This window comes from Dyella sp. GSA-30, from assembly GCF_027924605.1.
GTDB lineage: Bacteria > Pseudomonadota > Gammaproteobacteria > Xanthomonadales > Rhodanobacteraceae > GSA-30.
The window spans coordinates 1,370,675-1,396,518 of the sequence record NZ_AP027042.1 but is presented as its reverse complement, the minus strand read 5'-3'; the positions used below and the strand labels follow the sequence as shown (position 1 = coordinate 1,396,518).

Here is a 25,844-nt window from a genome sequence, read left to right as displayed (position 1 = left end):
ATGTCCCAGACTTCACCCACGCTTTCCTCACCCACCCCGAGCACGCCGCAGCATTCGTGGCTGCGCAGCGCGATCGACGATTACAGCCTGGCACTTATCTTCATCGCGTTGTTCGCGGTGCTGAGCGGCACGGTGCCGTACTTCTTCTCCTGGGACAATATCGTCAGCGTGGCCTTGTCGGTCTCGCAGATCGGCATGGTCGCCTGCACAATGATGTTCTGCCTGGCCTCGCGCGATTTCGACCTCTCCGTGGGTTCGACGGTCGCCTTTGCCGGTGTCACCTGCGCGATGGTGGCCAACGCTACCGGCAGCGTCATGCTGGGCATGGCCGCCAGCTTGGTCGCCGGCGCGGTGATCGGTTTTATCAACGGCGCGATCATCGCCAAGCTGAAGATCAACGCCCTGATCACCACGCTGGCCATGATGGAAATCGTGCGTGGCCTCGCCTTCCTGGTCTCCAAGGGTCAGGCGGTGGGCGTATCCAATGAGGCGTTCTACGTCATCGGCACCAACATGCTGTTCGGGCTACCGATTCCGGTATGGATCACCGTCGCCTGTTTCGTCGTGTTTGGCGTGATGCTCAACAAGACCGCCTACGGCCGTAACACGCTCGCTATCGGCGGCAATCCGGAAGCCGTGCGTCTGGCCGGTGTGGCGGTGGATCGCACGCGTATCGTGATCTTCCTGATCCAGGGCGTGGTCGCGGCATTCGCCGGCGTGATTCTCTCCTCGCGTATCACCAGCGGCCAGCCCAATGCGGGCGAAGGCTTCGAGCTCGACGTGATTTCCGCCTGCGTACTGGGCGGCGTGTCGCTGGCCGGCGGTCGCGCCACGATCAGCGGCGTGCTGGTCGGCGTGCTGATCATGGGCACGGTGCAAAACGCGATGAACCTGATGAATATCGATACCTTCTACCAGTACGTCGTGCGTGGCGCGATCCTGCTCGCCGCAGTGCTGGTCGACCAGTTGAAGAACCGCCGGGCGACACATTGATGACGAATACGATCGAACCCATCAGCACGTCGCGGCATGCCCTGGGTGAGGGCGTGGTGTGGGACGATCGGCTTGGCGTGCTGCGCTGGACCGATATCCTGGCCTCGAAACTTTGGCAATACGACCCGGTGAGCAGTGATGTACGCCATTGGGATCTTCCCTCGCGCCTGGGATGCTTCGCCTTGACGCAGGATTCCGATGTATTGCTGATGGCGCTCGAGAAGCAGCTCGTGCGTTTCGATCTGCGCAACAGTGCGATCGAGCCGCTGGCAGCGATCGAGCCCGAACTCGCGGGCACGCGCTCCAACGATGGCCGTTGCGACCGCCACGGCAACTTCGTCTTCGGCACGATCAACGAACGCGGCAAGGAACCCATCGCCTCGTTCTATCGCTATAGCGCAAGCGGTCAGCTCACGACGCTCGCACTGCCCAAGGCCACGATCACCAACAGCATCTGCTTCAGCCCAGACGGCGACACGCTGTATTTCTGCGATACGCCGACGCGGCGGATCATGGCATGCGATTACGACGGTGCGACCGGCGAGGTCGACCGTATCCATGTATTCGCCGAAGTACCCGAACCGTTCGGCACACCCGACGGATCGACCATCGATAGCGACGGCTTCCTGTGGAACGCCGAATGGGGCGCTTCGCGGGTCGTCCGTTACGCCCCGGATGGCCGCGTCGATTGCGTGATCGAGATGCCGGTGAGCCAGCCCAGCTGCGTCAGCTTCATGGGCACGCAACGCGATCGTCTCGCGGTAACAACCGCCTATGCCGATCTGAACGCCGACGACATCGCTAAACAACCTTTGCACGGCGCAGTCTTTACGGTAGCCGCTCCCCGTGGACGCGGGCTACCGGAAAGCCGCTACGGCCTCGCTTATTGATGGATATCCCGATGACCACCGCCCGCCCCGATCCCCGTACCACTCCCCTGCCCCGGCTGGCCGGCAAGGTCGCCATCGTGACCGGCGCCGCCCAGGGTATCGGCGCGGCGACGGCACGCCTGTTTGCCGAGCACGGCGCACGCGTGGTGATCAATGTGCTCGAAGACAACGCACAGGCGCGCCAGACGCTGGCGGAGATCGGTGAAGACAACGCCATGCTGTTCCAGGCCGACGTTACCGATGTGGCCTCTATCCATCGCATGGTCGACGCCACCGTCGAACGCTTCGGCTCGCCGGACGTGCTGGTCAACAATGCAGGCATCAACGTCTTCAACGACCCGCTCAAGCTGTCTGACGATGAGTGGCAGCGCTGCTTCGAGGTCGACCTCAAGGGCGCCTGGAATTGCGCGCAGGCCGTGCTGCCGCACATGCTCGAGATCGGCCATGGCTCGATCATCAATATCGCTTCCGTGCACGGCCACAAGATCATCCCGGGCTGCTTCCCCTATCCGGTGGCCAAGCATGGCCTGATCGGACTCACCCGCGCGCTGGGCATCCAGTACGCGGCGCAGCGCATCCGCGTCAACTCCATTTCCCCCGGCCTGATTCTTACCGCCATTGCCGAGGCAGGCTTCGCCGCGGCACCCGACCCGGCGGCGGAGAAGCGCCGCCAGGCAGAGATCCTGCCGACCAAGCGCATCGGCGAGCCGGACGAGGTGGCCTACACCGCCCTGTTCCTGGCCAGCGACGAGGCGCGTTTCATCAATGCGACCGACATCCTGATCGATGGCGGCCGTTCCCAGCTGTATCACGAGTAAGCCGCATGACCTGGCCCACCGCACTCCCACTAGTCGCCATCTTGCGTGGCATTCGCCCCGACGAAGCGGTGGCGCACACGCAGGAACTTGTCGCCGCCGGCTTCGACGCGATCGAGATTCCGCTCAATTCGCCCGACTGGCAACGCAGCATTGCCGATACGGTGGCCGCCTGCGGCAAGCAGGCCCTGATCGGCGCAGGTACCGTATTGAGCGAGGGTCTGGTCGACGAGGTCGCCAGCCTTGGCGGCAAGCTGATCGTGACGCCCAACACGGACGAGACCGTGATTCGCCGCAGCCGCGATCATGGCCTCTATACTGCTATCGGCTTCGCCACACCCAGCGAGGCGTTTGCCGCGCTGCGTGCCGGCGCGCAGTCGCTGAAGCTGTTCCCGTCCACCACGTTTGGCCCGGCCTACGTCAAGGCGATCCGTGCCGTACTACCAAAGGATGTGCCCTTGCTCGCCGTCGGTGGTGTTACACCAGATAATCTAGGGACCTTCCTCGACGCCGGCTGTACCGGTGCCGGGCTGGGCAGCGACCTGTACAAACCCGGCCAGACACCCGCGCAGACGCGCGAGCGAGCCGACGCTTTTATCCACGCCTATCGTCAACATCACGCATGAAGATCACCAAGCTCACTACCTACCGGGTTCCTCCGCGCTGGATGTTCCTGAAAATCGAAACCGACGAGGGCGTTGTCGGCTGGGGCGAACCCGTCATCGAGGGCCGCGCACGCACGGTGGAAGCGGCCGTGCACGAGCTGAGCGAATACCTGATCGGACAGGACCCGGGACGTATCAACGACCTGTGGCAGGCCATGTACCGCGGCGGCTTCTATCGCGGCGGCGCGGTCTTCATGAGCGCGATCGCCGGTATCGACCAGGCGCTGTGGGATATCAAGGGCAAGGCCCTCGGCGTGCCGGTCTATGATCTCCTCGGCGGCCGCGTACGCGATCGCATGAAGACCTATTGTTGGGTCGGCGGCGACCGACCCGCCGACATCATCGCGCAGATCCGCCAGCGCCTCGAACTCGGCTTCGACACCTTCAAGCTCAACGGTTGCGAAGAACTGGCTATCGTCGACAATGCGCGCGCCATCGACGCGGCCGTCGCCAATGTCGCCGAGATTCGCGAAGCCTTCGGCAACTCGATCGACTTCGGCCTGGATTTCCATGGCCGTGTCGCTGCGCCGATGGCCAAGGTGCTGATCAAGGAACTGGAGCCGTTCCGTCCGCTGTTCATCGAAGAGCCGGTACTGGCCGAGCAGTCCGAGCACTACCCGCGCCTGGCAGCCTCCACGCATATCCCGCTGGCCGCCGGCGAGCGCATGTACTCCCGCTTCGAATTCAAGCGCGTGCTGGAGCGCGGCGGCATCTCGATCCTGCAACCGGACCTGTCGCATGCCGGCGGTATCACCGAGTGCATGAAGATCGCCGCGATGGCCGAAGCTTACGATGTGGCGTTCGCGCCGCATTGCCCGCTGGGACCGATCGCCCTGGCCGCCTGCCTGCATGTCGACTTCATTTCGTGGAATGCGGTGCTGCAGGAACAGAGCATGGGCATTCACTACAACAAGGGTGGCGAGCTGCTCGACTATGTCCTCAATAAGGACGCCTTCGCACTCGAGAACGGATTTGCCAAACCGTTCGACAAGCCGGGGTTGGGTGTCGAGGTGGACGAAGCTCTGGTGATCGAACGCAGCAAGGATGCGCCGGATTGGCGTAATCCGTTGTGGCGGCATCGGGATGGAAGTGTTGCCGAGTGGTGATTTGAGAGGCGGCTTCGGCCGCCTCTTTACTTTTGGGGTTGTCGCTTTCTATAGGCGCCTCCTACTTCGTCATTTCGGCGTAGGCCGGAAGCCTTTTGACATGAATGTCTCGTTCTTGCCTGAGTGTTCGGGCGACCTGGCCGCTTACGCAGCGGGCGTTTCGAACGCCTGCCGGCGTCCGAGTCACTTTCTCTTTGCTGGCCCAAAGAGAAAGTAACCAAAGAGAGAATGGCCTTTGGAGCCAAGGCTCTGAGCAGCATTGAGAGATAAAACCGTTCGTGCCGCCTACTCGAATCGTCAGGGGACACTTCTGGCGCTTCTGAGGTACGCCGGATCTGTGCGCGAAGCGTCGTGGCGGTGAGGACTTAAAGCGTGCCCCCCTCACCCCAACCCTCTCCCCCGGCAGAGCCAGGGGAGAGGGGGCAGGTTACGCAAGTGCGAAATACTGAAGTTGACTCAGTTAGCTCCCTCTCCCCTGGCTTTGCCGGGGGAGAGGGTTGGGGTGAGGGGGGCTTTTACTCTCTCCTCACTCCTGATCACTCGCAACTCGCTCTTACAGCCAACGCCCATAGCGTCGGATGTAAATGACCTTCATCAACTGCGTCAAACCGCAGTAGCAAAGCAGCGTCAGCGCCAGCCATGCGAAGTAGATCGGCGGCAGCGGCACCATGCCGATCTTGGCGCCGATGCCCGAGAACGGAATCAGCATGCCGATGATGATGATCGCCGTGGTCAGTGCGAGTACCGGTGCAGCGGCCACGCTTTGCAGGAACGGAATGCGGCGTGTGCGGATCATGTGCACGATCAGCGTCTGCGACAGCAAGCCTTCAATGAACCAGCCCGACTGGAACAGCGACTGATGCTCCGCGCTGTTGGCACCGAAGTAGTGCCACATCAGATAGAACGTGGTGATGTCGAAGATTGAGCTGACCGGGCCGATCCACACCATGAAACGACCGATATCGCTGGCGTCCCATTTGCGCGGCTTGCGCAGGTATTCCTCGTCCATGCGATCGAACGGAATCGACAGCTGCGACAGATCGTAAAGCAGGTTCTGCACCAGGATCTGCAACGGCGCCATCGGCAGGAACGGCAGGAACGCGCTGGCGATCAGCACGCTGAACACGTTGCCGAAGTTCGAGCTGGCGGTCATCTTGATGTACTTCATGATGTTGCCGAAGGTGACGCGCCCTTCGAGCACGCCTTCTTCGAGCACCATCAGGTTCTTTTCGAGCAGGATGATGTCCGCCGATTCCTTGGCGATATCGGTCGCGGTGTCCACCGAGATGCCCACGTCCGCTTCGCGCAATGCCGGGGCATCATTGATGCCATCACCGAGAAAGCCAACCGTGTGGCCCTGGCGCTGCAGTGACTTCACCACGCGAGCCTTCTGCAGCGGTGACATCTTGGCAAAGACAGTCGTGCGCTTGACAAGCTCGTCCAGAGCGGCATCGTCCAGCGGTTCGATATGCTTGCCTTGGGTCGAATGCTCGACTTCCAGGCCGACCTCGCGGCAGATCTTGCGCGTGACCGCCTCGTTGTCGCCGGTAATGACCTTTACCTCTACACCGTGATGGTGAAGCGCGGCAATGGCCGTGGCCGCCGTGTCTTTGGGCGGGTCGAGGAAAGCCAGGCAACCCACCGCAATCAGGGCGCTTTCGTCGGCGACACCATAGGTACGGCCCAGCGGCACTTGATGCTTGACTGCCACCACCAGCACGCGCAGGCCATCCTCATTCAAGCGACGTGTCATCGCCTTGATGTCAGTGCGTTGCTCGTCCGTCATCGGCAGGATCTCGTCACCCGCCTTGGCATACGAACAGATCGACAGCATTTCCTCGACCGCGCCCTTGCACACCAGCAGCTCGTTACCGTCGCCGTTACTCACCACCACCGACATGCGGCGGCGCTGGAAGTCGAACGGAATCTCGTCGACGACGTGATAACGCGCAGCGGTCGGCTCGAGATCGCGATGCTCCAGCACCGCCTTGTCCATCAGGTTCTTCAAACCGGTCTGGAAATGGCTGTTGAGATAGCCGTACTCGAGCGCCTCGTCCGATTCCTCGCCATAAAGATCCAGGTGGCGCTCCAGGACGATCTTGTCCAGCGTGAGCGTGCCGGTCTTGTCCGTGCACAGCACATCCATCGCGCCGAAGTTCTGGATCGCGTTGAGGCGCTTGACCACCACCTTACGCTTGGACATGGCGATGGCGCCCTTGCCCAGGTTGGCGGTGACGATCAGCGGCAGCATTTCCGGCGTCAGGCCGACCGCCACCGACAGCGCGAACAGGAACGCTTCCAGAAAACTGCCCTTGTCGATCCAGTTGATCGCAAAGACCACCGGCACCATCACCAGCATGAAGCGGATCAGCAGCCAGCTGACGCTGCTTACGCCGCGATCGAAGCTGGTCTGCACGCGCTGGCCGACGATGGTGCGCGCAAGCGAACCGAGGTAGCTGCGCGAGCCGGTCGCCACGACCACCGCGCTGGCAGTGCCGCTGACGACGTTGGTGCCCATGTAGCAGACGGACGGCAGGTCGAGCGGGCTATCGGACTGCGTGTCACCCTCGCTGATCTGCGCATGCGTCGGCGCGGCCTTCTCCACCGGCAGGGATTCGCCTGTCAGGATGGCCTGGCTGATGAACAGGTCTTTCGCACTGAACAGGCGCAGGTCCGCCGGCACCATGTCGCCGGCCGCCAGATGCACGATATCGCCCGCTACCAGCTCGCCGACCGGCACTTCCAGACGCTCGCTATGCCCATCCGAAGCACGGCGCGTTACCGTCGCGGTGTTGCGCACCATCGCCTTCAGATTTTCGGCTGCCTTCGAGGAACGGTATTCCTGCGAAAAGCTCAGCAGCACGCTGATACCTACCATCACCGCAATGATGATCGGGCCGGTGAGATCGTCGCCGTCGGTAAACAACTGCACACCGGCCAACACCAGCAGCACGACAATGAAGGGGTTCTTGAACGCACGCAGCAGTTGCCGCGACCAGTGCGGCGGCTTCTCGTGGGACACCTCGTTGATGCCGTCGCGCTCCAGGCGCTCGGCGATCTGCTCTTCATCCAGACCGGCCGCACTGGTATCGAGTACGGCGAACAGGGCCTCGTTGTCACGGAACGCCTCGACAGCCACGGCGACGCGCGCCGGGGCGGTCGACCCGCCCTTACCTGCCGTCTTGCCCGCGACGGCCTGGGAGGAATGTTTGAACATGACACATTTCCGGTATGTCGTTGATATGGGCGAATCAGCGAGATACGCGGGAGAACCCGCAGCTAACGCTCAACGCCTGCGCTGATGGCTTAGGCAGCCTGCGCCCGCCGCTGGCGACGGGCGCACTACTTCGTCAATGACTAGGTACCAGATTCAGATGACGAGGCGCTTGCGGAGGTACATGTTCATGCCAGCGAGCGACCAGCAGGCCACGCTTGGGGTCGGCCTTCCAGTGCATGTCGATGACGGCCGATGGGGTCGTGGTCGGCATGTTCAGCGGCGCGGGAACCGTGACGGTAAACGTACGGCGCGCGTTCGCACGGCGGCCGGCCAGGGAAAACCGACCTGCGGTGCGCAGACGAAAGAAATCGCGAAGGAGCTTCATAGCCCGTCTCCTCGTAGTGGCGCCTGTGGCGCCCGAAGGAGTCGGGCCGGACTTCCCTAGTCGAGGAAAGCGCCGGCCGACCGCTGGCGGTCGCCGCAGACGATCAGCTTGTTATGCAATGCCGGCACCCGATGCTCGCGGATGTCGACGTTGCGACTAGGGTAAATGTCCATATGCCTTGGTTAGTAAGGACTAAAGTGCTACCGGGCGTAAACACGCGACGGCAGCGCGGCTATTCTGACGCTGGGATGCGAAGCTGTCAAGCCATGGCTGGGGCTAACCGACCAGGACCGCCGGCTCGAACAGATAGTGGTCCACCAGCAGGAACGCAAACAGCGCCATCAGATACACGATGGAGTAGTTGAATACCTTCATCGCAAAGAACTCGTCGGGCGGGTTGAGCAGGCGCACGGCGTAGTAGAGAAAACCCGCGCCCAGCACCACGGCCCCACCCAGGTAGACCAGGCCGCTGTGGCCGGTCAGCGTCGGCAGCAGCGTCACCAGCACCAGCAGGATGGTGTAGAAGAATACGTGCCAGCGCGTGTAGGTCACGCCATGCGTCACGGGCAGCATGGGCACCTGCGCCCGTGCGTAGTCGTCGCGACGGAAGATCGCCAGCGCCCAGAAATGCGGCGGCGTCCACACGAAGATGATCAGGCACAGCTGCAGCGCAAACGGATGCAGCGAACCGGTCACCGCCGTCCAGCCCAACACCGGCGGAATCGCGCCGGCCAAGCCGCCGATCACGATGTTCTGCGGCGTGGCGCGCTTGAGGTAGGCGGTGTAGATCACGGCATAGCCGATCAAGCCGCCAAACGTCAGCAGTGCGGTCAGCGGATTGACCAGTAATACCAGCACCAGCATCGAGAGCACGCCCAGCGCCAAGGCGAAAGTCAGTACCTGCGTCGGCGCCAGATGCCCGGTCGCCAGCGGCCGATGCGCGGTGCGCGCCATCAGCTTGTCGATCCGTTGATCGATCAGATGATTGAACGCCGCAGCCGACGCCGATGCCAACCAGATGCCCAGGGTGCCCCATACCAGTGCACGCCACGGCGGCATGCCCGGCACGGCGAGAAACATGCCGATGACCGCGCAAAACACCAGCAGCGCGACGACGCGCGGCTTGGTCAATTGCAGATATTCACCGAACTTGCCGCTCATCAGCGTGCGCCCAGACTGAGAAAGATCGAGTCGTCATGCCGCTGCTGTGTCCGTGCCAGCGTGGCCAGGAGTACGAACAGCAGCAACGCGGCGACACCATTGTGCAACGTGGCTACCGGCAACGGTAAACCGAAATGGACATTGCTGATACCCAGCAGCACCTGGGTCACCAGCACCACGGCGATCGCCAGCCCGAGCCCGCGCAGGCCCCGGCGCGACACCTTGTGCGCGAGAAATGCGAGATAGCAGAACACGATCAGCGCACCGATGCGATGGGCGATCTGGATGGCGCTACGTGCCGCCATGTCCAGCACGCCGCCTTCGTAATTCACCCCAATGCCACGCCAGAGCACGAAACCTTCCTTGAAATCGGTCGGCGGTGCCCACTGGCCCAGACAGGTCGGAAAATCGGTGCCACAGGCCAGTGCGGCATAGTTCGCCGAGGTCCAGCCGCCCAAAGCAATCTGTCCAATCAGCAGCACGATGCCGATCACGACCAGCTTGCGCAGCGCTGCATAACTGTCGTCGCGCGCGCCCACACCGGCGTAGCGCAGCGCGGCATAGGCGAGCAAGGCGAACGTCGTGATGCCGCCCAGCAGATGCCCCATGACGACGATCGGCTTGAGCAGCAAGGTAACCGTCCACATGCCGAGCATCGCCTGGAAAATGATCACCGCCAGCGCAAGCACGCTGATGCGCCAGGCACCCGGCCTGCGCAGACCGATCGCGGCAATCAAGGGCAGCCCGATGGCAAACGCCGACAACACGGACGACCAGACATGCTCGCCGCGAATATACAGCACCGTGCCGACCACAGCGAAGAGCGCACCAGCGATCACCGCCATGCGCGCCCAACGCGTACGCCAGCTGGCGATCAACGCAATGCTCAGCACCAGCACGCCGAGCGAGCCGGCGAGAAAACGATGCACCTGCTCGCGCCACGCCTTGTGCGTTTCAAAAGGGCGATCCGGAAAGGCCTGGTTCGCCTGCGCAATCTCGTGCTGGTGCTCGGGCCATGCCACCTGGCCATAGCAAGTCGGCCAATCCGGGCAGGACAGCCCCGCGTTGGACAGGCGCACGAATGCACCGAACATCACTACGCCAAACGCGAAGACCGCGGCCAGCAACGCCAGACCGCGCAGGATTTTCACGGAGCGGCTGGACATCAGCGAATCACCTTCTGCAGGTCCTTGCGCAAACCGGTCGGATCGAAACCGGCGGGATACAGCGACAGCGCCGTGCCATTGGACTCGACCAGCAACGCGCTCACGCTATCGGGCGTGCTCGGACGAAATGCGGCGAGCTTGTCCTCGGCATCGCTGCCGAGCTGCCAGTAGTGCTGCATGGCGACAGCCGCTTCACCTGCAGGCGGCGTGCCGATATACAGAAGCCGCAGACGATCGGCGTTTTGATTGAGCGTGATGCGCGCGGCGGCCATCTTGGTCAATGTATCCACACACTGCGCGGCACAACCGGGACCGGCCAGCGCGATAAGCGTGAGCTTCGGCTCGCTCGCGCGCCAGGCCCACTCGCCACCCTGGCTCAATGCGACGCGCAAATGCTCGTCGGCAAAGTTGCGCTGCGGCGTGATCGCCACGCCGTTGGCCTTGCCCTCGGGCTGCCAACCGGAAAAGGTCAGTACGCCGGCAGCCAGGATCGGCGCCATGAAAATGCCGACGATCAGCAACAGTTTCAGGCGACTGGCACGCAGGTTCGGCGGCGTCTGTCCCGAGGCGGAGGGTTGATTCATGCGTTGTCCGAAGGCTTGGGTTTGCGGCGACGATGCAGGACGATAAACATCACCACCGCCACGACCGCGAAAGTGAACCACTGAAAAGCGTAGGCGCGATGCCGCGCGGGCGGCATCGATGAAAAGTCGAGCGTGTGTTCGCGCACATAGATCGACGCAGGATCGGCATCGAGCGCGAGCACACGCGGATAGAGCGACTGACCCAGGTCCTGTTGAACCTGCTTGAGGTCCAGGAAAATCGTGGTCTTGGGCCAGTGCGTCTGCGCAGCCAGCGCGTTACCACCCATTTCGAAACCTACCCCGGGCGCCGGCTGATAGAGACCTTGCAGGGTCAGTTCACCCGAAGGCAGCGGCGGGAACTGCGGTGCCTGGTCGGTACCATTGCCCGGCAGAAACCCCTGGTCCACCAGCAGCAGCGACGACGCATCACGCACCTGGAAGGGCGCATAGACCTCTACCCCGCCACGCTGATCGTGCTTGGGGTTGTCGAGCAGATAGACGCGATCGACCAGATAATGGCCCTGCACTCGCACCCGCGGATAAGCATCCAGCGGCGGTGTGGCGGCCACGGCGGCAAAGTCGCTCAGCGACGCCTGCGCCGATGCGGCATACCGCCGCAGAAGTTCGTCCTTTTCGTCGGCGCGATGCAGCTGCCATACGCCAAGGCGCAGAAAAACAAGACATCCGGCCACGGTCAGCAGCACGGCCCACCAACGCGGACGACGCCACAAGTTCACGCGATCCCACCGGGCGTGAAGGCTATACTCGCGATGTCAACATCGTTCGGAACAATCACGTGGAAACCGTCTACAAAGTTGCGCTGGTGGTCGTGTTGTTAGTGGTTCTGTTCAATCTCGGCCAGGCGCTGTTTTTCATGATGACCGACAAGGACGGCAGCAAGCGGACCGTCTGGGCGCTGACGCGCCGCATCGGCCTGTCCATCGTGCTGATCTTGATGGTCGTTTTCGGCATCTGGATGGGCTGGCTCCATCCACATGACGTGGGGCAGTGATTGTAACGGTTGGGCGTCGGATACGCCTGAGGCGCGACAATTGGCACGCCAGACGCAGCCATATCGGAACAACAAAAAAACCCGCCTTCCGGCGGGTTTTTTGTGCACCGCAAAAGCGGATTAAAGAATGTAGACGAACATAAACAGGCCCAGCCACACCACGTCAACGAAGTGCCAGTACCACGCCACGGCCTCGAAGCCGAACTGGTGCTCCTTGTTGAAGTGGCCCTTGAGCACGCGCAGCCAGATCACCGCCAGCATGATCGTGCCCAAGGTCACGTGCAGGCCGTGGAAGCCGGTGAGCATGAAGAAGGTCGAACCGTAGACGCCGCTGTGCAGGGTCAGGTTGAGCTCCTTATAGGCCTCCATGTACTCGTGCGCCTGGAAGTTCAGGAACGTGGCGCCAAGCAGCACGGTCAGGCCCAGGAACAGCAGGATGCGACCACGGTGGCCCGAATTGAGCGCGTGGTGAGCAATGGTGATCGTCACGCTGGAGGTCAGCAGGATCAGCGTATTGAGCAACGGCAGGCCCCACGGGCCAATGGTCGAGAAACGACCGCCGACACCTGCCGGACCGCCACCGCCGCCCGCACCCCAGGCAGCGGAGTAGTTGCTCCACAGGAACTGGTGGGTCAGCACGCCATGGCCTTCGCCGCCCAGCCACGGCACCGAGATTGCGCGGGCATAGAACAGCGCGCCGAAGAAGGCGCCGAAGAACATCACTTCGGAGAAGATGAACCACATCATGCCCATGCGGAACGAGCGGTCCACCTGGTTGTTGTAGCTACCGGCGAGCGACTCGCGGATCACCGAGCGGAACCAGCCGAAGAACATCAGCAGGATGCCGATGACGCCGACGGTCAGCACCGTCCGGCCGAAGCCGGCTTCGCCGGGCGGCGCGTTCAGCCAATGCGCAGCGCCGAACACGGTCACGAACATCACGATCGCGGCCACGAAGGGCCAGTAACTCTTGGCCGGTACGAAATAAGCGTCTTGCTGCTGACCCATGGTGTAACCCCGTGGATATCTCTTAGGTTGCTTGTCACCCCGGTAACACACCGTGGCGAGGAACTGCTATCCGATTCGATGCCGCGCATCGTTTCGGGATACTGCCTGCGAAACCGGTCTTACTTGAACTTCACCATCTGCAGGATCGACAACAGGAAAATCGCGATCGCAATCACTGCAACAATCAGGGCGGTGCGCTTGGCACCTCTGCGACGCGCTTCTTCCATCGGATCTTTGCCTGTTTCCAAGTTATCCAACACCGATTTCAACGCTGCGACCGCCATGGCCGCAGCGTGTATAGCCGATCAATCGTCAAGGTGACCGTGTGCCAGCTCGGAGTCGTGCACGATCGGTGGCACGTCGAAGGTGTGATACGGGGCCGGCGACGGCACCGTCCACTCCAGGCCCTTGGCGCCTTCCCATACGCGGTCGGTGGCCTTCTTCTTGGAGAACCACACCGCATGGACCAGCACGCCCAGGAAGATCAACTGCGAGGCGCCGAACAGGAAGCCGCCGATCGAGCTGATCATATTGAAGTTGGCGAACGCGACGTTGTAATCCGGGATACGGCGCGGCATGCCGGCCAGACCCAGGAAGTGCTGTGGGAAGAACAGCACGTTGACCCAGATCACCGAGTTCCAGAAATGGATCTTGCCCCAGGTTTCCGAGTACATGTGGCCGGTCCACTTGGGCAGCCAGTAGTACGCGCCAGCAATGATCGCGAAGATCGCACCGGTCACCAGCACGTAGTGGAAGTGCGCCACCACGAAGTAGGTGTCGTGGTACTGGAAGTCGGCCGGAGCCAGCGCCAGCATCAGGCCGGAGAAGCCGCCGATGGTGAACAGGATCACGAAGGCGATCGCGAACAGCATCGGCGTTTCGAAGGTCATCGAGCCGCCCCACATGGTGCTGACCCAGTTGAACACCTTCACGCCGGTGGGCACAGCGATCAGCATCGTGGCGTACATGAAGAAGATTTCGCCGCCCAGCGGCAGACCCACCGCGAACATGTGGTGCGCCCACACGATGAACGACAGGAAGGCGATCGAGGCAATCGCGAACACCATCGCCTTGTAGCCGAAGATCGGCTTGCGCGCGAAGGTGGGGATGATCTCCGAGACCAGGCCGAAGGCCGGCAGGATCATGATGTAGACCTCGGGGTGACCGAAGAACCAGAAGATGTGCTGGAACAAGACCGGGTCACCGCCGCCGGCGGCATTGAAGAAGTTGGTGCCGAAGTACTTGTCGGTCAGCAGCATCGTCACCGCACCGGCGAGCACCGGCATCACGGCGATCAGCAGGAAGGCGGTGATCAGCCAGCTCCACACGAACACCGGCATCTTGAGCAGATCCATGCCAGGCGCGCGCATGTTGAGGATGGTAGCGATGATGTTGATCGCGCCCATGATCGAGCTGATACCCATCAAGTGCACCGCGAACACCACGTAGGCGATCGACGAACCCTGCAGCGACAGCGGCGGGTACATCGTCCAGCCGCCGGCAGGACCGCCGCCGGGCATGAACAAGGTGGACAGCAGCAGCGTGAAGGCGAACGGCAGGATCCAGAACGACAGGTTGTTCATGCGCGGCAACGCCATGTCCGGCGCACCGACCATCAGCGGGATCATCCAGTTGCCGAGGCCGACGAAGGCCGGCATGACCGCGCCGAAGATCATGACCAGCGCATGCATCGTGGTCATTTCGTTGAAGAAATACGGCTGCACCAGCTGCATGCCCGGCTTGAACAGCTCCGCGCGGATCACCATCGCGAAGCTGCCGCCGATGAAGAACATCAGCAGCGAGAACACCAGGTACAGGGTGCCGATGTCCTTGTGGTTGGTGGACATGCACCAGCGCACGAAGAAGTTCTTCGGTGCGCCGTGATGATCGTCGTGGTGGTCGTGGGTGGCTTCGTGCGCCATGGCCTTGCACCTCTACCTAATACGAATCGAATCTGATGATGGAAGCGAGCGCGCTAGCGCTTAGCCCTGGGAATTGCCGGTGACGGGAGCGACCTGCGCGGTCTTCGGCGCGGGGGCCGTCGACGCTGCAGCGGGCGCAGCCGGAGCGGCAGGCGGGGCCGGCGGTGTGGCGGCGGCCTGCTTCTGCGCCAGCCACTGCTCGAACTCCGCCTTCGGTAGCGCCTTGACCACGATCGGCATGAAGCCATGGTCCTGGCCGCACAGCTCGGCGCACTGGCCGCGGTACACGCCAGGCTCCTTGATGTTGGTCCAGGCCGCGTTGACGATGCCCGGGATCGCGTCCATCTTCCAACCCAGCGCCGGCACCCACCAGGAGTGGATCACGTCGCCGGCGGTAATCACGAAGCGGATCTTGGTGCCCACCGGGACCACCAGCGGTTCGTCCACGTTGAGCAGGTAGGTGTTCTCGTCGCCCACCTTGACCGCATTCGGGTCCATGCCCGAGCGCAGCTGGCGGGTCTCGTCGCTCTCGCGATCGAGCTTGGACATGAAGCCGACCTTGTCGATCGACTTGCCCATGTAATCGATGTAGTCGTAGCGCCACTTCCACTGATAGCCGGTGACCTTGACGGTCATCTGCGAGCCGGTGGTGTCGGCGAAGGTCTTCAGACCGTTGGTCGCCAGGTAGGCAAGCACGATCAGGATGATCACCGGGACCGTGGTCCAGACGATTTCGAGCGTGGTGTTGTGCGACCACTTCTCGGCCACCGCGCCGCGCGACTTGCGGAAGCGGAACATGGCGATGAACATCGCGCCGAAAACAAGGATGCCGATAACGACGCAGACGCCGAGCGCGACGTTATTGAGGAAGTAGGGCTCGCCGGACCACTCCGAGGAACCGGGGGTCATGTTGAGCTGGCCGGGTTTCGGGTTGGCCTGGGCGATGCCGCAGAACACTGCCAGGGCGAGGGTCGCCCATGCCGTTACCGTTCGCTTGAAAACCCCAGGCCTGATGCCGCCAGATGTCATGTACTTGCACCTTTGTTGAACCTACCTGCGCGACTGGCCGTGGATATCCGCCAGCAGCACCATGAGTTTCTTCGACAGCTCGATGCGTTCCTCATCCGCCAGGAAAGCCCCGATTTCCAGCGCTCGTCCATGCGACGTCAGCAGCAGACGATGCCCTCCCCGACTTGCCTTCAACTGCACGCGCACCCAATACGGCTGGAAACGCATACCGCGCCGGCCTGGCAGCGACTGCACCTCCAGCGACGTTTCGTCGAGGGTGATGCGCTCGCTACGGTCACCGGCTCGCCAGGCTACGCCCAGCGCGAATGCCACCGCGGAGGACTCCAGCAGAGCGAATAACGGAGCAAAGACGTTCCCCTGCCACGCACCCAACCCGGCCGTCGTCAACGCCAGCGCCGCCAATACCCCGATCAAGCGACGCAGGTCGCGACGGCTGAGTGCACGATTTGGCTTGAGCCACATCGTTACGCACGGCAGGCCGGCGGTAGCTGGTCGAAGCACGATCATGGGGATCCGGCGTGCCTGGAACATTCGGATGATAGGCCGCGGCGGGGGGTAGGGGCAAGAATGACGCACAGGCTTGACATATGGAGCGTGCACTGGTGCGCGATGGCGAAAGTATTTGCTGGGTGTGATGTTGGCTTGAAGGGACGCGGAATGAGTTGGAAGCGCGTCTCCGGGGATTGCGGAAACTTCCCTATTCGTCATCCCGGCGCAGGCCGGGACCCAGTGACTTTGTGGTTGATTGTCGCCAGAGCGTTCAAGCCTGAGCTCTATCGCGAAATCGGAACCCGGAGCCACTGGGTCCCGGCCTGCGCCGGGATGACGACGTAAGAACCGGGGCAATTGGAGGCGTCTATATGCCCCATACGGATGCGTTCCCCCCCGCCCCACCCCTACAATTCACCCTTTCCCCCACCCAGCCGTACCGTGACCCAGCCCATCCTCAGCCCCGAACTCCCGCCCGGCGCCAGCGCCGCTCGTGCCCGCATCACCGCGGCATGGCTCCGCGACGAAACCGAAGCGGTCAACGATCTGCTGGCGCAGGCCTCGCTGCCGCCCGCCGAGCGCGAGAAGGTGATCGATCTCGCCGCCGATCTGGTGACGCGCGTACGTGCACGCGCCAAGGATCAGAGCGCGGTGGAATCGTTCATGCGCCAGTACGACCTTTCCAGCGAGGAAGGCGTGCTGTTGATGTGCGTGGCCGAAGCGCTGCTGCGCATTCCGGACAAGGCAACCGCCGACAAGCTGATCCGCGACAAGCTCGGCGATGCCAACTGGAAGAAGCACCTGGGCCAGAGTGAGTCGGTCTTCGTCAACGCCTCGACCTGGGGCCTGATGCTCACCGGCAAGCTGGTCAATCTGGCCGAGGAAACCCGCCACGACTTCGCCAGCGCATTGCGCCGTCTGGTCGGCCGCGCCGGCGAGCCGGCGATCCGCCTGGCGGTGCGTCAGGCGATGCGCATCATGGGCCACCAGTTCGTGATGGGCCGCACCATCGACGAAGCGCTGGACCGCTGCGCCAAGAAGGAATACGCGATGTATCGCTATTCCTACGACATGCTCGGCGAATCGGCGCTCACCAGCGAAACCGCCGAGCGTTATCAGCAGGATTACCGCAACGCGATTGCCGCAATCGGTTCGCGCGGCCCGTTCGCCAATCACACGGACGCGCCGTCGATCTCGGTGAAGCTCTCCGCGCTGCATCCGCGCTACGAGGTCGCCAACCGCGAACATGCGCGCCGCGACCTCATCGCCAAGTTGCTGGAACTGTCGCAGCTGGCGATGAAGCAAGGCATCGCGCTATCGGTCGACGCCGAAGAAGCCGACCGCCTCGAACTGTCGCTGGACATCATCGGCGACGTGTTCGCACACCCGTCGCTGCAAGGCTGGAACGGCCTGGGCATCGTCGTGCAGGCCTACGGCAAGCGCACGCCGTTCGTGATCGACTGGCTGGTCGAGACCGCGCGCCAGGCCAACCGCCGCTGGTACGTGCGCCTGGTCAAGGGTGCGTATTGGGACGCCGAGGTCAAGCGCGCGCAGGAAAACGGCCTGGCCGGTTACCCGGTCTATACGCGCAAGCCCAATACCGACGTGTCGTATCTGGCCTGCGCGCATCGTCTGTTCAATGCCGGCGCGGAGCTGATCTACCCGCAGTTCGCCACGCACAACGCGCACACCATCGCCGCGGTCCATCACATCGCACAGGGCCGTCCCTACGAATACCAGCGCCTGCACGGCATGGGTACGGACCTCTACGCCGAAGTGATCGGCGCGCAGAACTTGAACGTGCCGTGCCGTGTGTATGCGCCGGTAGGCAGCCATGAAGACCTGCTGCCGTACCTCGTGCGCCGCCTGCTGGAAAATGGCGCCAACACCAGCTTCGTCAACCGCGTCGTGGACGAAAGCGTGCCGGTACGCGAACTGGTGGCCGATCCGTGCGAGACCGTACGCGCTTTCGCCTCCATTCCCCACCCGCGCATCCCGCTGCCGGTCAATCTGTATGGTGACCATTCTGCGCTTGCGCAGAATGCAAATTTTGTAACCAGGAAGAATTCCATGGGCATGAACTTCGCAAACGACAACGAACTGAAGGCCCTGGCCGACGCGGTCAACGCCGCCTGCCCGCCCGGCACCACCGGCCGCTGGAATGCCACCCCGCTGGTTCCCGGCGCGCAAGTCGGTGCGGCCACGGTCGAGGTGACCAACCCGGCCGATCGTCGCCAGCGTGTGGGTAGCTACGTCAGCGCCGACGCCGCCACGGTCGACAAGGCGCTCGCCAACGCGGTTGCCGCACAGCCCGCCTGGGATCGCATGCCGGCCGCCAGCCGTGCGGCGATCCTGGAGCACGCCGCCGATCAGCTCGAAGCGCGCCGCGGCGAATTCATCGCCCTGTGCGTGCGCGAAGCGGGCAAGAGCCTGCCCGACGCCATCGCCGAAATCCGCGAAGCGGCCGACTTCCTGCGCTACTACGCCACGATGGCACGCCGCCTGTTCGGTCACCCGGAGCAGTTGCCTGGCCCGACGGGCGAAAGCAATCAGTTGTTCTTGAACGGCCGCGGCGTGTTCGTCTGCATCAGCCCGTGGAATTTCCCTCTGGCGATTTTCCTGGGCCAGGTGTCGGCCGCGCTCGCTGCCGGCAACGCCGTGATAGCCAAACCGGCCGAACAGACCAGCCTGATCGGCTTTGTCGCGGTGCAGTTGTTGCACGACGCAGGCGTTCCGGCTGACGTGCTGCAGTACCTGCCAGGCGATGGCGCCGTCGTCGGCGCCGCACTGACCAAAGACCCGCGCGTTGCCGGCGTCGCCTTCACCGGCTCGACCGAAACCGCCTGGGCGATCAATCGCGCCCTGGCCGCACGCAATGCACCGATCGCCGCGCTGATCGCCGAAACCGGCGGCCAGAACGCGATGATCGCCGACTCCTCCGCACTGCCGGAACAGATCGTCAAGGACGTGATTTCCTCCGCTTTCCAGTCCGCCGGCCAGCGTTGCTCGGCCGCGCGCGTGCTGTTCGTGCAGGAAGACATCGCCGACAAGGTCAGCGCGATGCTAGCGGGCGCCATGGCCGAACTGAAGGTCGGCGATCCGGGGCAGCTGTCGACCGACGTCGGCCCGGTGATCGACGAGGACGCGAAGAAGATTCTGGTCGACCATGCTGCACGCATGGACAAAGAGGCCAAGAAGATCGGCGAAGTGCAGCTCGACGCGACGAATACCGGCAACGGCACGTTCTTCGCACCGCGCGCCTATGAAATTCCGTCGCTGGCTACGCTGACCCGCGAAGTGTTCGGGCCGGTGCTTCACGTGATCCGCTGGAAGGGCGACGAGCTGGACAAGGTGGTCGCGCAGATCAACGCCACCGGCTACGGCCTGACGCTGGGCATTCACAGCCGCATCGACGACACCATCGAATACATCCAGAGCCGCGCACGCGTAGGCAACTGCTACGTCAATCGCAACCAGATCGGCGCGGTGGTCGGTGTGCAACCGTTCGGTGGCGAAGGCCTGTCGGGCACCGGCCCGAAAGCCGGTGGCCCGCACTATCTGCTGCGCTTTGCGGGCGAACGCACCTTGACGATCAACACGACGGCCGCGGGCGGCAATGCGTCGTTGCTGACGATCGGGGAATAAGGGCGGCTGCGATCTCGAAAAACCCTTTCCTGCTCGTCATCCCGGCGCAGGCCGGGATGACGACAGGGAGAACTGAGGCTTTTCTAACGTCCCGCATCAAGGGTGTCACCAGTCATCTAGCCACCCCGACCGGCCAGGACTAAAGTGGCCGCCATCGAAACGAACCGCGAGGCCGGTCATGGTCGGTTTCCTGATGTGGCTGTTATTGCTGGTGTTCTGCTGGCCGCTGGCGCTGCTTGCGCTGGTGCTCTATCCAATCGTGTGGTTGTTGCTGCTGCCGTTTCGACTGATCGGCATCACAGTCGATGCAGTGTTCTCGCTACTCAAGGCCGTGTTGTTTCTGCCTGCTCGCATCCTCGGCGCTCGGCCAGGGTAAGCCAACCGCCCGAACCATGCTGGCTTGTCATGAGTTCGGGCGGCAACGACAAATACCGTGTCAATTAAGCTGAATGACCTGATCTTCCGGCCTGTAGGTGACCCGCTGCGAAGCGGGCGCATTGAAATCGATACGCAGCACGGGGACTTGATAGCCATGACCATCGAGCTTTCGTTGGAAATTCTGTGCTGCCTCTAGCGGGGGATTCGTACCGCTACTGCTGTGGTTCGGATCATAAAAGAATGCCGCGATCCTCTCTTTCAGGAGCGATTCGTCATCGGTGATCTTCAGTAGAAGCTCGTTCCACACATAGAAGTGGCCTCCGTGACCACGGTCGCCATAAATGCTGTGCTCCAGGAGGGCGTTGTCCCAAGCCAAGGGGCGATCGACATTCCAGGAACACTGCCGCCAATCGTACGGAAGCTGTGGATTCTCTTCGTGGAAAGCGACCCATTGCGCATGCGACAAGATGCCGGCAGCTTCGCATTGGCCCCAGGCAAAATCGACGTTGCGATGTTGTGCTGAGGGCTGAGGGAAGCGCGTCGGCAACGCTTGCTTCGGATGACCACACCCGTAGTGATTCCCCGAGCCACTGGTACTTCCATCAAACGCGAACAGGCACATAAAGCCCTGATCCAGCACAGGCAAGCCTTCCGTGATGCCGTACCAGGGATTGCGCAGGATAAATCCTGCCGGGCGAAGCAACTGCGTTGTATTCAGGTCGCCACGAATCCAGGAATAGGAAGATGCTCCCAACCGGATAGCATCTGGGCCATAGAGCCAGGGAAGGTAGTCTCCGTCGGAGACTGCGCGCACTAGCAATCCGCTGCAGTAATAGTGTCCCCGAGGAGCCAGCGTATCTGGCTCCTGGCAAGAGCTGGTAATCGTGTTGTAGAGGCGATTGACGGTATCGGCCACCAGCTGTGCCGGCTGCGCCTGCTCGGCAGAAACATGCAGCGCCAGACTGGAGAATCCGAATGTGCACAGCATGGAGACGACAATCTTTTTCATAAGATCCCTCTAGATAACATGGCGTCCTTGCCACGCAGGAGTAATTTTACTGCTCGCCGAGACGGTAACTATCGTCGATTGGCTCGACGATATGTGCGCGACTCTCGATGCCGCGCAGGCATCAGAAGAAAACTGACCGCCGCCCCATGCTCAGGCTGCGGTCGGCCAAGGCCTATTTGGATACTACGGGCAGGCTGATAAAGCTCGCCGTACCCGGCGTATGCCATACACGCTGCGTCGCCTTCTGATAATCGCCCGCCTTGGCGTCGAAGATATTCGGCACGAACGTCTGCGGATTGCGATCGTAAAGCGGGAACAGCGTCGACTGCACCTGCACCATGATGCGATGGCCCGGCTGGAACACATGGTTCGTGGTCGGCAACCCGAAGGTATAGAGCAGCGGCTGGTTCGACTCGATCGCCTGCGGATGCTCGAAACTGGTGCGATAACGGCCGCGGAAAATATCCAGCGAGATTGGCAACTCGTAACCGCCCATGCCCGGATCCGAAGCAACCGTATCGGGATAGACGTCGATCAGCTTCACCACCCAGTCGCTGTCCGTGCCGCTGGTGGACGCGTACATATTGACCACCGGCGCACCACCGATATGCAACGGCTCGGTCAACGGCTGGCTGACATAGGTAAGGACGTCTGGACGTCCATCCACGAAGCGCTGATCGTTGAGCAGCCAGCGCGTCCACGCGTCATGGTCGGCAAAGTGCACAGGCCGCGGCTGATACGGCACCGGCTTGGCCGGATCGGATACGTATTCGTCGTACTTGGCCGCGGCAGCGTCCGGTGCCTGGAAAGCCAGCTTGCCGTCGGCCTCTAGATATAGCGGTTGCGGCTTGCTGGCGCAGCCCTTGTCGCAGCTGAGCGGCCAGGACTTATAACGATCCCAGTGGTTTTCGCCGGTGTTGTAGATCAATACCGGCGGCGTATTGGCCTTCGGTGCGCCATCGACGAGGTATTGATCGAAGAATGGCTTGAGCACATCGCGGCGGAACTGCAGCGCGGTGTCGCCGTCCCACTTCATCGGCCCAAGCGAGGTGCCGTCGTAGTTCACCTGGCTGTGGCGCCAGGGGCCCATCACCAGGTAATTCTTGTCGTTGTTCTTGTCTTTAGGCTCGACCTGATCGTAGCTATGGATCGCGCCCCACATGTCTTCCTGGTCCCACAGGCCTTGAAGCCACATCGTGGGCACGGTCAGCGGCTGCTGACCCATGATCTTGTCGAGCGCCTGGCCCTGCCAGAAGCCATCGTAGGCCGGATGCTCTTCGAGCTTGCGCCAGAACGGCAGCTGGTCGAGACCTGCCGCGCGCGCGTAGTCACCGGCCGAGCCTGCTTCGAGGAAATTGGTGTAGTCGTCGTAGCCGGCACGCGGGATGCCCTCGCCCTTACCCTTCTGCGCCGTCTGGCCGAGGATGTAGTCGAAGTTGGTCTGTCGATACGCGCCGTAGTGGAACCAGTCGTCGCCCATCCAGCCATCGACCATCGGGCTTTCGGGTGCGGCCACCTTCAGCGCCGGGTGCGGATGGATCAACGCCATCACAACAGTGAAGCCTTCGTACGACGAGCCGAGCATGCCGACCTTGCCATTCGATTCGGGCGTGTTCTTCACCAGCCAGTCGATGGTGTCGTAGGCGTCGGTGGAGTGATCGACTTCGCTGCTGTTGAGCGGCCCACGCAGCGGGCGCGTCATCACGTACTCGCCTTCGGAGCCGTATTTGCCGCGCACGTCCTGGAACACACGGATATAGCCGCCCTTGACGAATACCTCGTCGCCCTGCGGCAACTCGTTGATCATCTTCGGCGATTCCAGGCGCATGGCGCGGCCGCTGGCGTTGTAGGGCGTGCGCGTCAGCAGGATCGGCGCATGCTTGGCGCCCTTGGGAATCACGATCACGGTGTGCAGCTTCACGCCATCGCGCATCGGGATCATCACCTCGCGCTTGACGTAGTCGAGGCTTTCCGTGGGGGCGGTGAACTTGGCCGGGATGTCGGGCGTCAGCGGCGCGGTCTGGGCACCGGCCATGCCGGCGCTCAGGGCGGCGGCGAGTACGGCAAGGGAAAGCATGTGACGTGCGGTGGTCATGCAACCTCCTGAGGGCCACCCAGGGGAGGTAGCCGTGACGAAATGCAGTAGCGCCATGGCGCGAGCTGTCGACTGTAAGCGAGGCTGGGCGCCGGTCCTACCATGACTTCTTGCCTAGTCGGTCGATCGATTTGATTTTTGTGGGCATTCGTCCAAGGATGACCGGACAACCCTCCAGCGAGCGACCTGCGGCCCGTGCAAGCCATCGATACCCTGACACCCTGCCCCTGCGGCAATCCCGATGGCTACACACGTTGCTGCCAGCTCCTGCATCAGGGCGCGGTGGCTGCCAGCGCTGAGGCGCTCATGCGTTCGCGTTACAGCGCTTATGTGCTGAAACTGGAGGACTATCTGCTTGCCACCTGGCATGCGAGCACGCGCCCGGCACACCTGAAGCTGGCCACGCAGCAACCCCCGCCTACCTGGCTGGGCCTGAATGTGAAACGCCATGAAAACCATGGTGACCACGCCATCGTCGAATTCGTGGCGCGCCTGCGCTACGGCGGCGGCAGCGCGCAGCGCATGCACGAGATCAGCCGCTTCGTGCGCGAGGACGGGCGCTGGTTTTATATCGACGGCGAGATCAAGAGCTGATTCTAGAACCCATCTACGCCTGCCTCGTGCAGCTGTTTCGCAAGTGATTGCACCTGGGGATGTTCAAAGAACGCTTTCAGCTTGCGCGCACGTGCCGGCCCCACGCCCGGGTGCTGTTGCCACGCCTGCTCCGTCATCGCGGCACCGGCTTTCCAGTCCGACAAACCGATAGCACCGGCTGGCGGCATGCCTAGCGAACGTAGCCATGTCGCGAAATCACGCTGCTTCGCCTGTTTGAATGCAGCAGACCATGCAGAGGCACGCGTGGGGCCAACCCCAGAGACTGCCCGCAACTGCGAGGGCGTCAAGCTGATCCAATCGAGCACGCCGCGGATGAGTCCGGCGTCGATCAACATCCGCCAGTTGTGCTCGCCCATCCCATCGATCATCAGACCCTTCTTGCCGCTCAACCACACCAGACGCGCGAGAAACTGTTTCTCGCAACCTGGCATCGGCTCCCAGCAAGCCAGCGCATCGTCGGGCCGCGATGGCGGCATGGACACATCGACGCGTTGAGGTGCACGCAATACGACACCGTCGAAACGCGGAATCGTCAGGCCGGCCAGCGCCACCGCTACCTGATCGCCTGGCCGGACATCGAGAGCTTTCCAGCGCGATAACGAACCCAGCAGCACGCGTCGCACGGTGCGATCGCCCAGAGCAATCGGTTCGAGCTGTAGCACCGCATCCATGCGACCGCTGCGGCCGTGCCGAAAATCCACGCCAGTGACCGTGGCCACCACCTTGGCCGGCGGATACTTCCATGCGGCAGCCCATGCTGGCGGCGTAGCCGCCCATGTCGATGCCGGTGGGCGGCGCCCTTGGCGTATGACGATGCCATCGGTCGAAAAAGGCAGCTCCGTGCGGTACCAATGCTCTCGCCATCTCGCCACGTCCTGTGGGGCATGCACGCGTTGAGTCAGGGCGACGCTATCGCCAAACCCCATGGCTACAAGGCCATCCAGGCGTGCCTGCATATCGTCCGGGCCGTCAGGCCAGTCCCAGACGAACAGTCCGATCCGGGCAGCCGTATCCGAGTCCAGTGCTTCGCGCGCCAGCGCACCGGCCACTTTGGATCGCGCCCCAACGCCGCCCTTGTCCGCCTGCCTGTGCCCAGGGAACCGCCATATCAGTTCACCCTGCAATACGACACGGGCGGGAGCCTGCCGCAGGCGCGTAGGCACAGTTGGCATGCGTCGAATCTGCTGCGTCCAATCGCTGCCGTGCACACCGTCGCCGCGACTCGTCGCCGACTGCAGCTCGCCATCGATATAAAGCAAGGTCAGCGCAACGCCATCGGCTTTCGGCTGGACCCATAGGTCGTCTTTGTCACGCACTCGCATCCATTCGGCGACAGCATCGACATCCGCCAGCTTGCCCAGCCCCGTTTGCGCGACCGCCGCGCGTATGGCTCCGGCGTTACCCCTTTGCTCGGACTTGCTCGCCAAGCCGGGAAAACACGCACGCAGTGACTCATACCGCTGCAGCAGCTGATCATAGATATCGTCATCGACCGGAGAACGCCCCCCGGCGCGGTACACGCGATTCCATTCGTTCAGTTGCTTGCGCCATGCATCGAGCTCCGGCTTGGCTTGCTCTGCTGTCTTGTCGGGACAAGCGGCGTGTGCCAACGTCAGAGACAGGAACAAGAACAACCCCATTGCACTGCGAAGCATCGTCT

General features: G+C 62.6%; 23 protein-coding genes. 9 read left to right on the top strand and 14 right to left on the bottom strand.

What is annotated here, in order from left to right; translation table 11 throughout:
* Genes araH through dgoD form a run of 5 tightly spaced genes read left to right on the top strand, consistent with a single transcriptional unit; the run spans position 1 to position 4,469 of the window.
* The gene (gene araH / locus QMG46_RS06145; protein ID WP_281851607.1) at positions 1-993 is read left to right on the top strand and encodes an L-arabinose ABC transporter permease AraH; all 993 of its coding nucleotides are present in this window, start codon (positions 1-3) and stop codon (positions 991-993) included.
* Entirely contained in the window at positions 993-1,883 is an 891-nt protein-coding gene (locus QMG46_RS06140; protein WP_281851606.1) for an SMP-30/gluconolactonase/LRE family protein, read from the top strand. The genes araH and QMG46_RS06140 overlap by 1 nt, the downstream gene beginning before the upstream one ends.
* 11 nt (positions 1,884-1,894) lie before the next feature.
* On the top strand, positions 1,895-2,701 hold the full coding sequence (locus QMG46_RS06135) for an SDR family oxidoreductase (protein WP_281851605.1): 807 nt from the start codon (positions 1,895-1,897) through the stop codon (positions 2,699-2,701).
* 5 nt (positions 2,702-2,706) lie between these two features.
* A complete protein-coding gene (locus tag QMG46_RS06130) occupies positions 2,707-3,324 on the top strand; it encodes a 2-dehydro-3-deoxy-6-phosphogalactonate aldolase (protein ID WP_281851604.1) in 618 nt (205 codons plus the stop codon).
* Positions 3,321-4,469, top strand: a complete 1,149-nt coding sequence (dgoD, locus tag QMG46_RS06125; RefSeq protein ID WP_281851603.1) for a galactonate dehydratase — start codon at positions 3,321-3,323, stop codon at positions 4,467-4,469. Before QMG46_RS06130 ends, dgoD begins: the two co-directional genes overlap by 4 nt.
* Before the next feature lie 553 nt (positions 4,470-5,022).
* Here dgoD and mgtA read toward each other — a convergent pair.
* From mgtA to QMG46_RS06095, 6 genes are all read right to left on the bottom strand, one after another.
* Entirely contained in the window at positions 5,023-7,686 is a 2,664-nt protein-coding gene (gene mgtA / locus QMG46_RS06120) for a magnesium-translocating P-type ATPase (RefSeq protein ID WP_281851602.1), read from the bottom strand.
* A gap of 133 nt (positions 7,687-7,819) precedes the next feature.
* A complete protein-coding gene (locus tag QMG46_RS06115; RefSeq protein WP_281851601.1) occupies positions 7,820-8,071 on the bottom strand; it encodes a hypothetical protein in 252 nt (83 codons plus the stop codon).
* 276 nt (positions 8,072-8,347) lie between these two features.
* Complete coding sequence (cyoE, locus tag QMG46_RS06110) at positions 8,348-9,232, bottom strand: heme o synthase (protein WP_281851600.1); 885 nt, start codon at positions 9,230-9,232, stop codon at positions 8,348-8,350.
* On the bottom strand, positions 9,232-10,398 hold the full coding sequence (locus QMG46_RS06105; RefSeq protein WP_281851599.1) for a COX15/CtaA family protein: 1,167 nt from the start codon (positions 10,396-10,398) through the stop codon (positions 9,232-9,234). The genes cyoE and QMG46_RS06105 overlap by 1 nt, the downstream gene beginning before the upstream one ends.
* A complete protein-coding gene (locus QMG46_RS06100; RefSeq protein WP_281851598.1) occupies positions 10,398-10,982 on the bottom strand; it encodes a redox-active disulfide-containing membrane protein in 585 nt (194 codons plus the stop codon). Before QMG46_RS06100 ends, QMG46_RS06105 begins: the two co-directional genes overlap by 1 nt.
* Positions 10,979-11,719: an SURF1 family protein gene (locus QMG46_RS06095; protein WP_281851597.1), complete on the bottom strand. Its 741-nt coding sequence runs from the start codon at positions 11,717-11,719 to the stop codon at positions 10,979-10,981. The genes QMG46_RS06100 and QMG46_RS06095 overlap by 4 nt, the downstream gene beginning before the upstream one ends.
* Positions 11,720-11,778: 59 nt before the next feature.
* Between QMG46_RS06095 and QMG46_RS06090 the strand changes: the two genes are divergently transcribed.
* On the top strand, positions 11,779-11,994 hold the full coding sequence (locus QMG46_RS06090) for a twin transmembrane helix small protein (RefSeq protein ID WP_281851596.1): 216 nt from the start codon (positions 11,779-11,781) through the stop codon (positions 11,992-11,994).
* Between the two features lie 120 nt (positions 11,995-12,114).
* Here the strand turns inward: QMG46_RS06090 and QMG46_RS06085 are convergent, their stop codons facing one another.
* The 5 genes from QMG46_RS06085 to QMG46_RS06065 all read right to left on the bottom strand — a co-directional run bounded on the left by QMG46_RS06085 (position 12,115) and on the right by QMG46_RS06065 (position 16,460).
* Positions 12,115-13,002, bottom strand: a complete 888-nt coding sequence (locus QMG46_RS06085) for a cytochrome c oxidase subunit 3 (RefSeq protein ID WP_281851595.1) — start codon at positions 13,000-13,002, stop codon at positions 12,115-12,117.
* Positions 13,003-13,121: 119 nt separating this feature from the next.
* Positions 13,122-13,286: a hypothetical protein gene (locus QMG46_RS06080; RefSeq protein ID WP_281851594.1), complete on the bottom strand. Its 165-nt coding sequence runs from the start codon at positions 13,284-13,286 to the stop codon at positions 13,122-13,124.
* A 21-nt stretch (positions 13,287-13,307) separates the two neighbouring features.
* The gene (ctaD, locus tag QMG46_RS06075; protein WP_281852821.1) at positions 13,308-14,849 is read right to left on the bottom strand and encodes a cytochrome c oxidase subunit I; all 1,542 of its coding nucleotides are present in this window, start codon (positions 14,847-14,849) and stop codon (positions 13,308-13,310) included.
* A gap of 135 nt (positions 14,850-14,984) precedes the next feature.
* Positions 14,985-15,953: a cytochrome c oxidase subunit II gene (coxB, locus tag QMG46_RS06070; RefSeq protein WP_281851593.1), complete on the bottom strand. Its 969-nt coding sequence runs from the start codon at positions 15,951-15,953 to the stop codon at positions 14,985-14,987.
* A gap of 21 nt (positions 15,954-15,974) precedes the next feature.
* Positions 15,975-16,460, bottom strand: a complete 486-nt coding sequence (locus tag QMG46_RS06065; RefSeq protein ID WP_345781787.1) for a DUF2244 domain-containing protein — start codon at positions 16,458-16,460, stop codon at positions 15,975-15,977.
* Between the two features lie 423 nt (positions 16,461-16,883).
* Between QMG46_RS06065 and putA the strand changes: the two genes are divergently transcribed.
* Together putA and QMG46_RS06055 are read left to right on the top strand one after the other, a co-directional pair.
* Positions 16,884-20,087, top strand: a complete 3,204-nt coding sequence (putA, locus tag QMG46_RS06060) for a bifunctional proline dehydrogenase/L-glutamate gamma-semialdehyde dehydrogenase PutA (RefSeq protein WP_281851592.1) — start codon at positions 16,884-16,886, stop codon at positions 20,085-20,087.
* 178 nt (positions 20,088-20,265) lie between these two features.
* On the top strand, positions 20,266-20,463 hold the full coding sequence (locus QMG46_RS06055; RefSeq protein WP_281851591.1) for a hypothetical protein: 198 nt from the start codon (positions 20,266-20,268) through the stop codon (positions 20,461-20,463).
* 60 nt (positions 20,464-20,523) lie between these two features.
* Here QMG46_RS06055 and QMG46_RS06050 read toward each other — a convergent pair whose 3' ends face one another.
* Both QMG46_RS06050 and QMG46_RS06045 read right to left on the bottom strand, forming a co-directional pair.
* Entirely contained in the window at positions 20,524-21,474 is a 951-nt protein-coding gene (locus QMG46_RS06050) for a hypothetical protein (RefSeq protein WP_281851590.1), read from the bottom strand.
* Between the two features lie 172 nt (positions 21,475-21,646).
* On the bottom strand, positions 21,647-23,569 hold the full coding sequence (locus QMG46_RS06045; RefSeq protein WP_281851588.1) for a CocE/NonD family hydrolase: 1,923 nt from the start codon (positions 23,567-23,569) through the stop codon (positions 21,647-21,649).
* 195 nt (positions 23,570-23,764) lie between these two features.
* On the opposite strand from QMG46_RS06045, the gene QMG46_RS06040 reads away from it, so the two are divergent.
* Positions 23,765-24,163 (top strand): YchJ family protein, encoded by a 399-nt coding sequence (locus QMG46_RS06040; protein ID WP_281851587.1) that lies wholly within the window; start codon positions 23,765-23,767, stop codon positions 24,161-24,163.
* Between the two features lie 2 nt (positions 24,164-24,165).
* Here QMG46_RS06040 and ligB read toward each other — a convergent pair whose 3' ends face one another.
* Positions 24,166-25,839 (bottom strand): NAD-dependent DNA ligase LigB, encoded by a 1,674-nt coding sequence (gene ligB, locus QMG46_RS06035; protein WP_281851586.1) that lies wholly within the window; start codon positions 25,837-25,839, stop codon positions 24,166-24,168.
* Between the last annotated feature and the right edge of the window lie 5 nt (positions 25,840-25,844).

What these genes read in the sequence shown, in the direction of transcription:
- cyoE (WP_281851600.1), bottom strand. Translation starts at nt 9,232, where the DNA reads ATGAGCGGCAAGTTCGGTGAATATCTGCAATTGACCAAGCCGCGCGTC.
- coxB (WP_281851593.1), bottom strand. Translation starts at nt 15,953, where the DNA reads ATGACATCTGGCGGCATCAGGCCTGGGGTTTTCAAGCGAACGGTAACG.
- QMG46_RS06140 (WP_281851606.1), top strand. Translation starts at nt 993, where the DNA reads ATGACGAATACGATCGAACCCATCAGCACGTCGCGGCATGCCCTGGGT.
- QMG46_RS06085 (WP_281851595.1), bottom strand. Translation starts at nt 13,002, where the DNA reads ATGGGTCAGCAGCAAGACGCTTATTTCGTACCGGCCAAGAGTTACTGG.
- ctaD (WP_281852821.1), bottom strand. Translation starts at nt 14,849, where the DNA reads ATGTCCACCAACCACAAGGACATCGGCACCCTGTACCTGGTGTTCTCG.
- QMG46_RS06050 (WP_281851590.1), bottom strand. Translation starts at nt 21,474, where the DNA reads ATGAAAAAGATTGTCGTCTCCATGCTGTGCACATTCGGATTCTCCAGT.
- QMG46_RS06065 (WP_345781787.1), bottom strand. Translation starts at nt 16,460, where the DNA reads ATGATCGTGCTTCGACCAGCTACCGCCGGCCTGCCGTGCGTAACGATG.
- mgtA (WP_281851602.1), bottom strand. Translation starts at nt 7,686, where the DNA reads ATGTTCAAACATTCCTCCCAGGCCGTCGCGGGCAAGACGGCAGGTAAG.
- ligB (WP_281851586.1), bottom strand. Translation starts at nt 25,839, where the DNA reads ATGCTTCGCAGTGCAATGGGGTTGTTCTTGTTCCTGTCTCTGACGTTG.
- araH (WP_281851607.1), top strand. Translation starts at nt 1, where the DNA reads ATGTCCCAGACTTCACCCACGCTTTCCTCACCCACCCCGAGCACGCCG.
- QMG46_RS06045 (WP_281851588.1), bottom strand. Translation starts at nt 23,569, where the DNA reads ATGACCACCGCACGTCACATGCTTTCCCTTGCCGTACTCGCCGCCGCC.
- QMG46_RS06080 (WP_281851594.1), bottom strand. Translation starts at nt 13,286, where the DNA reads ATGGCGGTCGCAGCGTTGAAATCGGTGTTGGATAACTTGGAAACAGGC.
- QMG46_RS06055 (WP_281851591.1), top strand. Translation starts at nt 20,266, where the DNA reads ATGGTCGGTTTCCTGATGTGGCTGTTATTGCTGGTGTTCTGCTGGCCG.
- QMG46_RS06135 (WP_281851605.1), top strand. Translation starts at nt 1,895, where the DNA reads ATGACCACCGCCCGCCCCGATCCCCGTACCACTCCCCTGCCCCGGCTG.
- QMG46_RS06100 (WP_281851598.1), bottom strand. Translation starts at nt 10,982, where the DNA reads ATGAATCAACCCTCCGCCTCGGGACAGACGCCGCCGAACCTGCGTGCC.
- QMG46_RS06115 (WP_281851601.1), bottom strand. Translation starts at nt 8,071, where the DNA reads ATGAAGCTCCTTCGCGATTTCTTTCGTCTGCGCACCGCAGGTCGGTTT.
- QMG46_RS06105 (WP_281851599.1), bottom strand. Translation starts at nt 10,398, where the DNA reads ATGTCCAGCCGCTCCGTGAAAATCCTGCGCGGTCTGGCGTTGCTGGCC.
- dgoD (WP_281851603.1), top strand. Translation starts at nt 3,321, where the DNA reads ATGAAGATCACCAAGCTCACTACCTACCGGGTTCCTCCGCGCTGGATG.
- QMG46_RS06130 (WP_281851604.1), top strand. Translation starts at nt 2,707, where the DNA reads ATGACCTGGCCCACCGCACTCCCACTAGTCGCCATCTTGCGTGGCATT.